Raw genomic sequence first — 15,724 nt, 5'->3', positions numbered from 1 at the left:
ATGGTGATATTATAGGTTTATGGAAATGGTGAAACGTTTCCAAAATAAGAATAATAAATCACTTTATTACTGGAGGTATGGTAGTGCCAAGTATTAAAGATGTTGCGGAACTAGCGGGAGTTGGAGTTGGCACTGTTTCACGAGTCATCAACAATCATCCAGCCGTAAAGTCCGAAACACGTGAGAAAGTAAATGTAGCAATCAAACAATTAAATTATATTCCAAACGAAGTAGCAAGAAACTTTAAAATGCAAAAATCAACAATGGTTGCATTATTACTTCCGAGTATATGGCATCCATTTTTCTCGGAACTTGCCTATTATATTGAAGATGAGCTGGATCGGGAAGGCTATAAATTGATGCTTTGCAATAGTGGTGGCAGGCCTGACAAGGAGCTTTATTATTTAGATATGCTCAATCAGAATAAAGTAGCCGGTATTATAGGGATTACCTATAATGATATAGAAGATAGTGTCAGTACAGATATTCCGATTATTAGCTTGGACCGGCATTTGGGAAAAAAAATCACTTGCGTCACTTCTGATAACTATACAGGCGGTCGAATTGCTTTACAGGAGCTAGTGAAGGCAGGGGCTACAAAAGTAGCTTACTTAGGAGTAACCAGTTCAGCTTATAGTGAAGTTTTACTAAGAAAGTCAGGTTTTATTGATGAGGCAAAGATACAAGGGATCGAATTTAGTACCTATGAGGAACATGATGAAGTATATGAAGACGATTCATTCTTTGAAAATTTCTTTAATCTGCCTCACCACCAGAACGTAAATGGAATATTTGCTAATACTGATATACTTGCTGCTAAATATATTGATAAAGCTAAGCTATATGGATTACGAACTCCAGAGGATGTTAAAGTAATCGGATATGATGGTATTCAAGATAATAAACTGTTTCGTCCTATTTTATCAACGATTCGACAGCCAGTCGAAGAAATGGCAAGGATGTCTGTAAAACTACTCTTAAGAAAGATTGAGGGTGAATTGTTAGAGCAAGAGATTTATCGAATCCCTGTCATGTATAGAAGAGGAGAAACGACGTAGGGTTTTATATTTTGGTCTTTAATGGAAACGTTTCAATTTGTAAGGATTGTAGATTGAGCGGGTACTTTTTATAAAATGTGCGAATAACATTACAGACCAAATTTTTTTATATCAATTTGGAAACGTTTCAAAAAATGATAAGAGGCGCAGAAATAACAAAATAAACGTGAAAGTGAGGCTAGGATATGGAAATGGCAAGGAAGGCAAATTCTGTTATCGATTCACATGCCAAAGTAAAAAGAGGATTAAAGTTTAAAAAGATTTTTAGTAATTACCAGCTCTACTTATTTCTATTACCCGCATTAATTTATTTTATTGTTTTTCATTACCTCCCAATGTATGGCATTCTAATTGCATTTAAAGATTTTGTAGCCACAAAAGGGATTATGGGAAGTCCGTGGGTAGGATTTAAACATTTTGAAAGGTTTTTTGAATCCTTTCAATTTTGGACACTGATTAAAAATACACTCGGACTTAGTGTGGTCCAATTAATCGTTGGTTTTCCGCTACCGATATTCCTTGCACTTATGTTAAATCAAATTAGAAGCGAGAAATACAAACGTTTTGTTCAAACGGTCGTATATGCACCACATTTTATCTCGGTAGTAGTGTTAGCAGGAATGATCTTTGTTTTCTTTTCGAATAACGGTTTGATTAATAATATTATTCTGTTATTTGGCGGAGATCCGATATCGTTTATGGCAAAACCAGAATGGTTTAAACCATTATACATAGCATCCGGAGTCTGGCAGGAAACAGGATGGGCCGCGATTATTTACCTGGCTGCACTTGCAGGGGTCAGCCCCGAACTACATGAAGCAGCAGTAATGGATGGAGCAAATAAATGGCAGCGAATCTTTCATGTTGATATACCAGCCATTATGCCAACGGCCGTCATTTTATTAATCCTGTCTGTGGGCGGCATTATGAATATCGGCTTTGAGAAGGCCTACCTTTTACAAACACCTATGAACCAGCCATCTGCAGAAATCATTCCAACGTATGTATACAAAATGGGGTTACAACAAGCACAATATAGCTTCGCTGCTGCAGTAGGATTATTTAATGCAGTGATAAACTTAATTTTATTAATAGCGGTAAATAAGTTCGCGAAAAAATTATCAGGGACAGGATTATGGTAAGGGGGTGCAACGATTATGAGTTTACTAGCTTTGAAGAATAAGAAGATTACTAGAAGATCGAAGGAAGACAGGGTCTTTGATATCATCAATGTTTTCTTAACCGCGATGATCTTAATATTGGTAGTGTATCCTTTGTATTTTATCGTCATTGCCTCCTTTAGTGATCCTAATATGATTTACGAAGGGAAGGTATGGTTGCTGCCGAAGGAAATCACTTTCGAAGGATACGAACGGATATTCAGAGACAGTAAGATTTGGCTCGGTTATAAGAACTCAATTATCTATACGGTTGTTGGTACGTTCGTAAATGTAGCATTCACTTTAATGGCTGCTTACGCCTTATCTCGAAAAGATTTATATGGAAGAAACGTGTTCATGTTCTTATTTCTGATGACGATGTTTTTCTCAGGAGGATTAATTCCTACTTATTTAGTAGTAAAAAATTTAGGCTTGCTGAATACCATGTGGGCGTTGATATTACCAAAGGCAGTAGCCGTTTGGAATGTGATTGTAGCCAAAACCTATTTTGAGACAAGCATTCCAAATGAACTATTAGAAGCGGCAAAAATGGACGGATGCTCCGATGCGAAATTTTTCGCGAAGATTGTCCTACCACTATCCAAACCGATTGTTGCCGTAATGGTGTTATTCTATGCAGTTGGCCACTGGAATTCCTATTTTGATGCACTAATCTACTTGAATAATGAAAACTTATATCCGCTGCAGTTAATATTACGAAATATCTTAATTCAAAATCAGGCATCAACCATGATGATTAGTGATCTAGATTCGTTAGCAGCGAAACAAAGAGTTTCTGAATTGATTAAATATGGTGTAATTATTGTTGCTTCTGTTCCGCTCTTAATCGTATATCCTTTTGTCCAAAAGTATTTTGTTAAAGGTGTTATGATTGGCGGAATTAAAGGTTAATAAAAAATTTATAAAATTGAGGGGGAAACAAAATGCTTAAATCGATGAAGAAGAGAATGGTGAAGAACAAGAAGAAAATATCAATGGCTTTGGTTCTGGGCTTAACTGCTTCGCTCGCTTTAACAGGATGTACTAACAATGAGTCAGCTGGCTCAAAAAAAGCAGAAAAGGTTGCCTTTAATAAAACAGGTTTACCGATTGTTGACAAGCAAGTTACGTTAAACATTGTTTCACCAAAGGCAGCCTTAGCACCTGATTATTCAGAAATGGTCATTTTTGATCAACTTCAAGAAGCAACGAACGTTAAGATTAAATGGAATAATATCCCTGGAGATGGATATCAAGAAAAGAAAAATTTAATGCTGGCAAGTGGCGACCTGCCAGATGCGTTCTATGCGTCAGGATTTAGTGATCATGATCTCATACAGTATGGTCAGAATGGTACTATTATACCCCTAGAAGATTTAATCGACAAATATGCACCTAATTTAAAGAAGCTATTCGAGCAAAGACCGGATTTGAAAAAAGTTGTAACCGCACCAGATGGACATATTTATTCCTTACCACGTGCGGAAGAAATGGATTTAGTTGGAATGCCTAACATTATGTTTATTAATAAAGTTTGGTTAGATAAACTTGGTCTTGCAATGCCAACAACATTGGAAGAATACCATGATGTGTTAAAAGCATTTAAAGAAAAGGATCCGAACGGTAACGGAAAGCAAGACGAAATTGGTTTAACTTTCTGGTATAACGGCTGGTGCGGTAACGAGGGAGACCTAATTGGATTATTTGGCTTGCCAGATTCATCTTTTGAAGCAGATCATCGCGTCGTGAGAGATGGAAAAGTAATCTATGCAGCAGTACAGCCAGAATTTAAAGAAGCGATCAATTATTATAATGGCTGGGTGAAAGAAGGTTTAATTGACCCTGAAGTAGCAACGCAAAAAACGGAACAAATTTTTGCAAAAGGGAAGACAGAAGATCCAACGTTAGGCTCTTTCATCTGGTGGGAAAATACTGAAGTAGTGGGAACAGATCGAGTGAAAGATTACGTTGTTTTACCACCTTTAAAGGGTAAAGATGGCAAGATTGTCATCGGTCGTTCAAATTATTCTGAGTATGGTAGAGATGCCTTCGTTATTACGTCAGCGAACAAAAACCCTGAGCTAACTATGCGTTGGGTGGATGAATTGTATGAACCAAAAATGTCTGCTCAAATTAACTGGGGTCCAATCGGTGAAATTTATGAGGAAGATGCAAATGGTATGTTAGTAAATAAAGAGCTTCCTGCCGGCGTTGCAATGGGTGAATTGCGTCAAAAGGTTGCCCCAGGTGGTCCATTTGTTGTCTTGAAAGATCACTTTGGCAGTGTGGTAGACATGGAGCCAAGAGCAAAAGAAAGATTAGCAATTCTAGATGAGTATTACAGACCACATATGGTCCAAGAAAACTATCCATCTATCTTCTTTACCCCTGAGGAACTTGAAATTATTAACACGATTGAGCCAGAAATCAAAACATTTGTGAAGCAAAAAGAAGCTCAATGGTTGATAGAGGGTGGAATTGAGAAAGAATGGGATGCGTATGTTAAGCAATTAAACGATATGGGACTTGAAAAATTAATGGATGTTTACCAAAAAGGCTTGGATCGTTATAACAAACAATAATTCTTATATAGCCAGACTTCCTACCCGTCTGGCTTTTCTTTTCGATAAGCAGAAAAAGGATGATAGATATGTATGATGTTACGGCTTTAGGAGAATTATTAATTGATTTCACACCTACAGGCCATTCTGATCAGGGAAATATCTTATTTGAAACAAATCCTGGAGGAGCACCAGCCAATGTATTGGTTGTACTCTCCCGATTAAATATGAAAACGGCGTTTATCGGGAAAGTAGGCAATGACCAATTTGGTCACTTTTTGAAGGCTGTTCTGCAGGAACAAAACATTGATACTAGTAATCTCTTATTCTCTGAAACGGTAAATACAACCTTAGCCTTTGTTCATTTAGACGAGAAAGGTGACCGATCTTTTAGTTTTTACCGAAATCCTGGAGCGGATATTTTGCTGGATAAAAATGAAATCAATGAGGAGACGATAAAACAATCTCGGATTTTTCATTTTGGCTCATTATCATTAACAAATGAGCCGTCAGCGACAGCAACTATTACTGCGTTAGAATTTGCAAAAAAACATAAAGTATTGATTTCGTATGACCCTAATTTGCGTATACCGTTATGGAAATCTCTTGAAGAGGCAAAGCAGCAAATAAAAAAGGGATTTGAGTATGCAGACATCGTGAAACTGTCTGAGGAAGAACTCGAATTTTTGACAGGTTATCGTGATGTGCTAAAAGGGACAGATATTTTACAGGAACAATATGGTACATCTATGATCTTTGTGACCTTAGGAGCTAATGGCTGCTTTTATAGAAATAAGCATGTTTATGGCAACAAAGAAGGATTTAAAGCAAATGTAGTGGATACAACGGGAGCAGGAGATGCCTTCGTTGGGGGTGCCTTATATAAACTACTTACTATGAATAAATCTTTAGATTTATTAAATCATGCTGATTTTGAAGAAATGGCTACGTTTGCAAATGCAATGGGAGCACTTACAACAGAAGGGAAAGGTGGAATCCCGAGTATTCCTTCAAGGGAACAACTGGTTGATTTTTTGAAAAAGAATAATAGTTATTCATTTTGGAATGACTATTAATGAAAGGAAGAACGAAATTATATGAATAATGTCATAGAAAAACAGAATTATCTCGAAAAATATCGTCCACAATATCACTTCTCACCTGAGAGTAATTGGATGAATGATCCAAATGGGATGGTGTTCTATAATGGAGAATATCATCTATTTTATCAATATCATCCAAATGGAACTACATGGGGTCCAATGCATTGGGGACATGCTGTAAGTAAAGATCTTGTTCATTGGGAACACCTTCCAATCGGTTTGGCACCGGATGAGCATGGAATGATATTTTCTGGCAGTGCCGTCGTCGATTGGAATGACACTAGTGGCTTCTTTGATGGGAAATCAGGATTAGTAGCAATCTTTACACATGCAGATACTTATCCAGATTCTAATCGTCCAAGACAACGTCAGAGTATTGCCTTTAGCAAAGATAATGGACGTACATGGACGAAATATGTGGGAAACCCTGTTCTTCAAGAGGAAATTATAATAGACTTTCGTGATCCAAAGGTGTTCTGGCACCGTGACACCAATCGTTGGGTAATGGTATTAGCAGCTGGCCAAACCATTAGAATTTATACTTCAAAAAATTTAACTTCATGGGAGTTTGCCAGTGAGTTTGGTGAAGGACATGGATCACATGATGGTGTATGGGAGTGTCCCGACCTATTTCAACTACCTGTTGATGGTGATGATAATCAGAAAAAGTGGGTGTTATTTGTCAGTATAGGTGATGATCCTAGCTTACAGGAAGGCTCTAGAACGCAATATTTTATTGGTAATTTTGATGGTCATTCGTTTGTAAATGAAAACTCACCTGAAACCGTATTATGGATTGACCATGGGCGTGATAATTATGCGGGAGTTAGTTGGTCTGATGTTCCAGCCGAAGACGGGAGAAGGATTTATATTGGCTGGATGAGTAACTGGCGCTATGCAAATGTAACCCCCACAAAAGAATGGCGAAGTGCGATGACGATTCCTAGAGTCCTTGAACTAAAGACCACTGAAGAAGGTATTCGTCTTGTACAAAGCCCGATTCGTGAATTACAAGGTCTTCGGGTTGAAAATGTATCATTACGAAACGAAGCAGTAAAACCTGGTGGAAATCTTCTATCCAACGTTAATAGTAATACATTCGAAATCATTGCGGAGTTTCAAATAGGGTCTGCAACGGAATTTGGGTTCAAGGTTTGTAAGAATAGCAAGGAAGAAACGATCATTGGGTATGATGTTAAAAATAAAAGTTTCTTTGTAGATCGAACAAAATCAGGTGAGGCATCTTTCCACGATTCCTTCGCAGGAAAACATGATAGCAATCTTATATCTCAAAAAATGATAAAATTTCATATTTTTGTTGATCGGTCTTCAATAGAATTATTTGGAAATGACGGAGAGTCCGTAATCACCGACCTAATCTTTCCAAACGAAGAAAATAAACAAATGGAACTCTTTGTGAAAAATGGTGAAGTTAAGTTACATTCGTTAGAGTTATATATTTTAAAATCAATTTGGCGGTAATTAAGAGAAATGGTAATTGGGGGATACTAGAATGAAAATTTTTAATAGCAGATTATTTCAGACATTGAATACAGTTGTAGACTTAGTTCTATTAAATTTCTTATGGTTCATTACTTCGCTTCCCTTAATTACCTTTTTCCCAGCTACTGCAGCCTTGTTTGGTGTTGTTCGAAAACGAATCTTTCAAAACGAGACGGACGGTTTGTTTAAACATTTCTTTGTAATGTTAAAGGAAAATTTTAAACAAAGTTCAATCCTTTCGGTCCTTTGGACTGTGATCGGCATTTTCTTGTTATTTGATTATCGTCTCATTCAGCCAGAATCCTCGATTATTCAACTTATTCTTTATATCATCTTAGTTATTGGCATTTTGTTGTTCTGTTCGTTATCCATTTATCTTTTTCCGATTATGGTCCATTTTCAACTAAACTGGAAACTCATTATTCGGAATGCCTTTTTCTTCTCACTTATGAATCCAGTCTTAACGATTCTTTTATTGGTCATTGTAGGAGTGTGTTTCACTCTAATCTATTTTTATCCAGTTACGATTTTATTCATCGGTAGTTTCACAGCCTACGCGGTTTATTACCTATGCCAAATATGGTTTAATCAGATCCTTGACCTGAAGAAATCTAACCGTGATTTGTGATACTCAGCACAGCAGGAAAGAGCAAAACGTAATGAAAATTTTCCTAAAAAAGGTGATGGCATGTATCAAATCATAAAGGGGAACAGACTTCTCCATGTGTTTATTATTGTTATATTGACGATTCAATCGTTTATACCGTATTTTACAAGTGTTAAAGCTGCTACACTTCCGGTGGAAAATAACGAAAACTATCGCCCAGGATATCATTTTTCACCAATAAAAAACTGGATGAATGATCCAAATGGAATGGTATATTATAACGGAGAATATCATTTATTTTATCAGCATAATCCCACTGATAAAGTTTGGGGTCCGATGTATTGGGGGCATGCCATTAGTAAGGATTTAGTAAACTGGGAGCATTACCCAATTGCGATCTATCCAGATGAAAATGGTTTTGCTTGGTCAGGCAGTGCTGTAGTGGATTATCAAAATACCTCTGGTTTGGGGACAAAAGAAAATCCACCAATGGTAGCACTTTATACAAGTGAACTTGGCGGTGATAACCAACATGTAAGCGCTACTTATAGTGTGGACAATGGCAGAACTTGGACAACACTTTCTCAAAATCCAGTTCTAACAATGCCTAATGATCTTAAGGCAAGCAGTGGGGGGTCAGGTGTTTTCCGTGATCCAAAGGTTTTTTGGCATGAGCAAAGCAAGCAATGGATCTTTGTCATAACGAGCGGGAAACGAATTGATTTCTATTCATCTAGTAATCTATTAGATTGGAAAAAAGTAAGTGAATTTTCCGATCCAAAAGCAGCGGAACAAGGACTTTGGGAATGTCCGGATTTATTCGAGCTGCCAGTATATGACGCTAATCGAAACCAAACCGGCTCAAAATGGGTTTTAACAGTAAGTATTAATCCCACACCAACTGGTGGAACCGGTATGCACTACTATGTTGGAGATTTTAATGGAACTACATTTACTCCTGGTGAAACCACGGAAGAATTAAAGTGGGCAGACTTCGGAGCTGATTTTTACGCGGCTGTAACATGGAGCAATACCGTTAACCAACCAGAAGATGGTCGCCGGATATGGCTTGGGTGGATGAATAATCCTGCTCAATATGCTGGACAAATTCCAACTTCAACCTGGCGTGGTTCTGCCACCATTCCTCGTGAGCTATCGTTAGTCCAGAAAGAGGAAGGGATCTTTTTAAAACAACAGCCAATCGAAGAATTAACGAGTTTACGAGATACAGCGAATGAAGTAAAGATTGAGAATAAAAAATTCACTTCTGAAAATCTATTAAATGATATTCAAGCTGAAATGTTTGAGATTGAGGCGGAATTTAATCTTAATGAAACAACAGCAAAAGAATTAGGATTTCATGTGCGTAAAAGCGACAATGAAGCTACGACGATTTCCTATAATATCGCAGAAGGCAAATTGGCTGTAGACCGAAGACAGTCAGGTAAGACAGATTTTCATCCAGGCTTCCCTTCTGTCCAGCAGACGAACTTGTCCGTAAAAGATGGGATCTTGAATATGAAACTTCTCGTTGACCGCTCATCTGTCGAGGTATTTGCTGAAGAGGGTACAACCGTATTTACCAATCAAATCTTCCCAAGCGAATCCAGTAAAAATATAGAGTTATATGCAAAAGACGGAGAAGTAACGATAAATTCGCTCTCCTATTATCCGTTGAAAGAAGCAAATTTTACTAGGTATGTAGAAGATGTAGATGTCGGTAACCTATCCAATACAATCGAAAATCCTGATTTCGAAACGGGTGATTTATCCGGATGGACCGTTACAGGCTCCGCGTTTAGAGCACCAGTCTCTAATATTACTGAATTTTGGGGTGGTCCGTTTGAGCACCATGGTACTTATCATGCGTGGGGGTTCCGAGGAGCGACTAACGACGACAAGTCTGATTTACGAACAGGAATGATGAAGTCATCTCCTTTTGTCCTTGGGGGGAATGGGGTCATTGACTTCTTAGTCGGCGGAGGACAGGATCTTAATACATTGTATGTTTCCCTTGTTCATGCAGCCACCGGCAAGGAACTAATGAAGGCAACGGGGGCAAATACCGAAAAATATCGCAGAATAACTTGGGATGCCTCAGAGTATATTGGTGAAGCTCTTTATATCAAAGTTGTCGACTATCACTCCGGAGGATTTGGCCATATTAATGTCGATGATTTTCATGTCTACAATGTAGATGAGAGAGTTCCAGACGACCTAATAAACCCAGGATTTGAAACTGGAGATCTAACAGGATGGTCAGCGGAAGGAAATGCATTTGATGGAACTGTTACTGATCAATTAACCTATTGGGACACTCAAATTCCGTTTGGACATAAAGGAAATTATCATTTATGGGGCTTTCATGGTGACGTCCCAGAAGAAACGGATAGAAGAACGGGAAGCCTAACATCCAACACCTTTACTTTATCGGGTAATGGAGAAATCTCGTTCCTTTTAGGAGGAGGAGATGAAATGGATGGCGGAACAAAATACGACTTATATGTTGCGCTCGTCCGTGCTTCGGATGGTAAGGAGTTATTTAAGGCGACAGGACCGGAATCTGAGGCTTACAATCGTGTTACTTGGAATGCGGCAGACTATTTAGGGGAACAGGTCTTTATTAAAGTAGTTGACCAACATCCTGGAGGATTTGGCCATTTAAACCTCGATGATTTTCAAGTGAAAAGCCGTGGAATTCTAAGTCATTTGAAATTTGACGAAAAAGAAGGGAATACCGCTCTTGATACAGTCAAAAATGAGAATTTAAAGGTTGAATATGTCTTTAATGATGCAGAGTATAAGCCTTCTACCGATCCTCTTTGGAGGAAAGGGGTGGTCAATAATGCGCTTTTATTTGATGGGTATTCTACCTATATGAAGCAGGCTGTAAAAAAATCTGCCCAGCCTAGTGATGCCATTACAATCGAAGCTTGGGTAGCACCTCGTTCCTATGAATGGGGAGATTTAGGTCAGCTTTCTGCTATCGTTAATCAGCATAACAAAGCACGCGGGGAAGGCTTTATTTTAGGAATGGGCCGACATGGTAAATGGTCCTTTCAAGCTGGTCTAAACGGAGAATGGAAAGAAGTGTGGGCCAGAGAAGATAAAGTGCTTGAAAAAGATCAATGGTCTTATATTGTTGCCACTTTTGATCAAGACACGAAAAAGATGAAGTTGTTTTTAAATGGTGAACTAGCAGGAGAAGTGGATACTCCACGAAATGCAACGATCACCGCCTCTGAAAACGATCTTTTAATAGGTAAACACAATACAGCTGCCGTAATAAGCGCGTTCACGGCTAATATGTTTAACGGCATGATCGATGAATTAAAAATCTATAATAAAGCATTATCTGATGAAGAAATTAAAACGAATTATACTCAAGTAATTGACAGCTTTGAAAATCGTCAATTGCCTAGTCCGGATTTATCGTTTGATCGAAGTGTGTATGATGGAGATCGTTATCGACCACAATATCATTTTCTTTCACCAGGTCATTGGATGAACGAGCCACATGCTCCATTTTATTTCAATGGAAAATATCATATTTTTTATCAGCATAATCCACAGGGGCCATATTGGCACCAAATCCATTGGGGTCACGCTGTAAGTGATGACATGGTTCATTGGGAAGATGCACCTGTTGCTTTAGCACCTTCAGGAGTTTCACCAGACGGTGTATGGTCAGGTTCGGCAACTTTTGATAAAAATGGCGAACCAGCATTATTTTTTACCGCAGGAGATGATAGCAAGACTCCGAATCAAATGACAGGCTTAGCAAAGCCTGTGGATGTGACAGATCCAATGCTCAAGAAATGGGAAATGCTCGAAAAACCTGTCACAATCCAACAGCCTGATTTACCAGCAGAGGAAGGAAAAGTGATGTATGGTCAATTCCGTGATCCATTCGTTTGGCAGGACGGAGATACTTGGTATCAAATTGTTGGTTCCGGTATCGAGAATGTTGGTGGGTCAGCATTACTTTACAAATCAAAGGATTTGGAAAATTGGGAGTATGTTGGTCCATTCTTTACTGGAGATTCCAAGGCTTATCCGAAAACAGGTGATGTATGGGAATTACCGGTCTTCCTTCCAATTGGAAAAGATGAAAATGGTGAACAAAAGTATGCCTTCTTTATCAATCCTTGGTTCAAAAGCTATAGTGAACATAACGTAAAATATGTATTCCATTGGGTTGGTTCATGGGACAAAGTAAACAATAAATTTATTCCGGATCACGAAGAGCCCAAATTATTTGATTACGGTGAACATTTTACAGGACCCAGTGGGATGATTGATGAACAAGGACGTTCTATTCTCTATAGCATTGCGCAAGACCGAAGAACGGATGGGCAGCATTATGATGCTGGATGGGCCCATAACGCGGGTTTACCGTTAGAATTGTCTTTATTAGATAATGGTGAGCTTGGAGTTGAACCGATTAAGGAACTTGAGTCACTTCGTGGTGAAAAACTTATAAATATTAGAAATTCGACTATTTCAAAAGCGAACAAGCGGTTAGCGAGTATCAAAGGTGATATGTTAGAAATTACACTTGAGATTAAAGCGAATTCGGATGAAAAGTATGGTATTAAAGTACGTCAATCTTCTGATTCATCGGAAGAAGTAAACTTATATTTTGATGAATCATCCGAACAATTTGGTGTAGATGCTTCTAAAATGAGTTTAGATCCTGACATCTCTAAAACAAGCAGCGCCGGAACCCTTTCTTTAGACGGGGAAAATATAAAGCTTCATATCTTCTTAGACAGATCCATGATTGAAGCCTATGCTAATGGCGAAAAAAGCATCACCACAAGAGCATATCCAACGAGAGCGGACGCTTTAGGAATCGAGCTGTGGAGTCAAAATGGAACAGCTAAAATTGTATCGATGAAAGTAAATGAGATGGGCTCAGCTTATAGTGACAACGTCGTCCCAGCGTATTATGGGGATGAATCCGAACATGAAGAAATTCCACATGGTGAATTAACAAATCATGATTTTCAAACTGGTGATTTGTCAGGCTGGACCATTGTGGAAGGAAATACGTTCACTGATGACCATGTTACAAATAAAATCGATTGGGGCTGGGGTGGTCCATTCGGGCAGGCAACAACATCGGTAGACCCAAATAGGTACCATTTATGGGGCTTTAACCCTGATCATGGTGGTGATTCTGCTACAGGTGTATTGAAATCTGAAAACTTTACTCTTGGGGGGGATGGTCAAATTGATTTCTTAACCTCCGGAGGGGCAGATGAGCAGCTTCTCTATGTTGCACTTGTAAATGCAGAAACAAATGAAATTCTAATGAAAGCCACTGGTCATAATGGTGAATCCTATCGGCGTGTCTTTTGGGATGCATCAGAGTATAAAGGTAAAAACCTATATATTCAAGTAGTTGATAAGCATACTGGTGGTTGGGGCCACATTAATTTAGATGATGTAAATGTTCCAGTTCAAATTGAAGAAAAGCCTTAAGTAGAAATCTTCAAGACTTAAGCAGTATTAACAACATTTTCTGACTTTCTTCCTGCAAAAAATAAAATTTTTAATTTAAATTACAATCTTATAATCTTCACAATCTTATACTCATTTTGAACTTAACTGTGGGTAAACGAAAGTAAAGATCTGATATTTTTAAAGCCTTCAAATAATAATATTTGGAGGCTTTTTATTTCAAGCTGTCGACAAATTCTAATAAAAGGCTAAGGGGATTACTTATAAAGTTCTAGGTCCCCTTAATAACGAAGGAGTCTTGTAAGAATGTTTCAATGATTTTTTTTCGGTTGTTGCCCGATCCTTTTAAATTGGCAGGAATGTCTGCTTGATACCCTCGTATATCTCCTATATAATTAGTCTATACTTTTACTGAGCTTCATTGCATTTTAATCATATTTTAGGGATATCCCTTTTCTTGTTTATAAACTTCCATTCTTGGAAGTTTTGTTTGTTATTGAGATAGATAAAAAGAGGTGTTAATAAATGAAGGAAATTACGGTTGAGGAATTACAACAAACGATAAAGCATCCGGTCATTATTGATATCCGTGCACCTATTGAGTTTAAGGATGGTGCAATTCCGGGAGCAATCAACATTCCTTTATTTACAGATAAAGAGCGAGAGGAAATTGGAACCATCTATAAACATGAAGGACAAGCCACGGCCAAATGGAGAGCCATGGAGTTTGTCTCACCAAAAATACCTAGTCTGCTTCATCAAATAAAAGCCGCAATGGGAAATGGGGAAGAGTTAATCGTCCATTGCTGGCGCGGGGGAATGCGAAGTAAAGCGGTCGTAACCTTTTTAGAATTTGCCGGCATTTATGCGATGCGTCTAACAGGCGGATATAAAGCATATCGGCAATACATTCTTCAGCAAATCCCCACGATGGTTCCCGAAAAAGCGATTGTATTGCATGGCCTGACTGGTGTAGGGAAAACGGAAGTTTTGAAGAAATTAAAAGCATTTGGGCACCCAACACTTGATCTTGAAGAAATGGCTGCGCATCGAGGATCCATTTTTGGAACGATTGGGCTCGGAGAGGGTAATAATCAGAAGACTTTTGATTCTCTTTTATACAAAGGACTTCAGGATATACAAGGTTCTACTTATTTTGTTATGGAAGCAGAAAGTAAACGGATTGGGAAAGCTGTCCAGCCGGAAGAGCTTATGGATAAAAAAATGACGGGAATCAATATCTATATCCACACCCCTCTAGGGCAAAGGGTAAAGCAGCTGGTAAACGAGTACGTTTTACCTTATCAGAATGAGCCTTGGTACCACGATCAAATCTCGATTGGAATTGAAAAGATTCTAAGAAGAATAAAAGACAATGAAATGAAAAAAGTGTTAGTCCAATCTTTAGAAAGTAAGGACTATCAAGAGATGATCGGCATTTTACTCGAACATTATTATGATCCGCGCTATGATCATGCAACCCTAGAATATGATGGAAACTTTATCGATGTTTTCGCGGATGATTTTGATGATGCTGGAATAAAGGTAATGGCAGAAATAGATAAACTAATGGTAAAAAACAAGGTAGTTTTTGAACGTCAAATTTAAGCCACTGTAAAGGGCCGGATAACCCGGCCTTTTTTTTGCATGAAAAAACCGCCGTGGGGCTGGCGGTTCTTAATCATATCCATATTTATTGATTCTTAAATGGCCTCAATCCACGACGTTTTATTTCATCTTTTAAAATCTTTATCCATTCTTTTTCCTTTCCAGATTTTAAAGCATCCCGATACGTCACCACTAACAGCTCGTTACTCATTATTTTCAACTTTGCAAGCCTCCCTCGGAATAATGGATTGAATATTCAGTTTTTATTATTGTAATCGTTTTCTAACCATTTGAGAACCTTTTTCACAAATTTGACATATTAAAAACAGATAAAATAAGTCAAAAGACTCAATGATAATTTAGTTGCACTACAGTGTTGCTTTTGATTATACTAAGGAATAGTTAACGGAAAGGATCGGTGCGAGGATGATTCATTTAACATGGCGTGAGCGTGAGACCATAAAGCAAGTAAAATGTGTTCATACGGATGCAAAAAAATACATAGTAAATAACGCATTAACTGCCGGAAAAATTTATGATGTTAAAAATGAAACAGAAGAGTTTTATTATATTATCGACAATACTGGTAAAGTCGGCGGATTTTACAAAGAATACTTCCAAAATGTAGACTGATGGGCCATGCCTGCCAGTCTCTTTT

The 15,724-nt window shown here is 38.1% G+C and carries 11 protein-coding genes; 10 read left to right on the top strand and 1 reads right to left on the bottom strand.

Annotation, left to right across the window (positions count from 1 at the left end; translation table 11 throughout):
* Nucleotides 1-83 precede the first annotated feature (83 nt).
* The 9 genes from ACIQAA_RS00165 to mnmH all read left to right on the top strand — a co-directional run bounded on the left by ACIQAA_RS00165 (nucleotide 84) and on the right by mnmH (nucleotide 15,066).
* Nucleotides 84-1,058 carry a LacI family DNA-binding transcriptional regulator gene (locus tag ACIQAA_RS00165; protein WP_402613473.1) on the top strand — a complete coding sequence of 325 codons (975 nt, stop codon included), beginning with the start codon at nucleotides 84-86 and terminating at the stop codon, nucleotides 1,056-1,058.
* Nucleotides 1,059-1,249: 191 nt separating this feature from the next.
* Nucleotides 1,250-2,200, top strand: coding sequence for an ABC transporter permease (locus tag ACIQAA_RS00160; RefSeq protein ID WP_402615533.1), 951 nt, complete (start codon nucleotides 1,250-1,252; stop codon nucleotides 2,198-2,200).
* A 15-nt stretch (nucleotides 2,201-2,215) separates the two neighbouring features.
* The gene (locus ACIQAA_RS00155; RefSeq protein ID WP_179596606.1) at nucleotides 2,216-3,130 is read left to right on the top strand and encodes a carbohydrate ABC transporter permease; all 915 of its coding nucleotides are present in this window, start codon (nucleotides 2,216-2,218) and stop codon (nucleotides 3,128-3,130) included.
* 32 nt (nucleotides 3,131-3,162) lie between these two features.
* A complete protein-coding gene (locus tag ACIQAA_RS00150; protein WP_402613470.1) occupies nucleotides 3,163-4,800 on the top strand; it encodes an ABC transporter substrate-binding protein in 1,638 nt (545 codons plus the stop codon).
* A 68-nt stretch (nucleotides 4,801-4,868) separates the two neighbouring features.
* On the top strand, nucleotides 4,869-5,855 hold the full coding sequence (locus ACIQAA_RS00145; RefSeq protein WP_402613468.1) for a PfkB family carbohydrate kinase: 987 nt from the start codon (nucleotides 4,869-4,871) through the stop codon (nucleotides 5,853-5,855).
* 21 nt (nucleotides 5,856-5,876) lie between these two features.
* A complete protein-coding gene (locus ACIQAA_RS00140) occupies nucleotides 5,877-7,364 on the top strand; it encodes a glycoside hydrolase family 32 protein (protein WP_402613466.1) in 1,488 nt (495 codons plus the stop codon).
* 31 nt (nucleotides 7,365-7,395) lie between these two features.
* On the top strand, nucleotides 7,396-8,013 hold the full coding sequence (locus tag ACIQAA_RS00135) for a YesL family protein (RefSeq protein ID WP_402613464.1): 618 nt from the start codon (nucleotides 7,396-7,398) through the stop codon (nucleotides 8,011-8,013).
* A gap of 60 nt (nucleotides 8,014-8,073) precedes the next feature.
* Nucleotides 8,074-13,479, top strand: coding sequence for a GH32 C-terminal domain-containing protein (locus ACIQAA_RS00130; RefSeq protein WP_402613462.1), 5,406 nt, complete (start codon nucleotides 8,074-8,076; stop codon nucleotides 13,477-13,479).
* 504 nt (nucleotides 13,480-13,983) lie between these two features.
* Nucleotides 13,984-15,066 (top strand): tRNA 2-selenouridine(34) synthase MnmH, encoded by a 1,083-nt coding sequence (gene mnmH / locus ACIQAA_RS00125; protein ID WP_402613460.1) that lies wholly within the window; start codon nucleotides 13,984-13,986, stop codon nucleotides 15,064-15,066.
* An 85-nt stretch (nucleotides 15,067-15,151) separates the two neighbouring features.
* Here mnmH and sda read toward each other — a convergent pair whose 3' ends face one another.
* A complete protein-coding gene (sda, locus tag ACIQAA_RS00120; protein WP_402615531.1) occupies nucleotides 15,152-15,277 on the bottom strand; it encodes a sporulation histidine kinase inhibitor Sda in 126 nt (41 codons plus the stop codon).
* 215 nt (nucleotides 15,278-15,492) lie between these two features.
* Between sda and ACIQAA_RS00115 the strand changes: the two genes are divergently transcribed.
* Nucleotides 15,493-15,699 (top strand): DUF6501 family protein, encoded by a 207-nt coding sequence (locus ACIQAA_RS00115; protein ID WP_402613458.1) that lies wholly within the window; start codon nucleotides 15,493-15,495, stop codon nucleotides 15,697-15,699.
* Nucleotides 15,700-15,724 lie beyond the last annotated feature (25 nt).

The sequence above is a fragment of the Neobacillus sp. NPDC093182 genome, assembly GCF_044754045.1.
The sequence above is the reverse complement of the archived record's forward strand: the minus strand, read 5'-3'. Positions and strand labels throughout refer to the sequence as shown.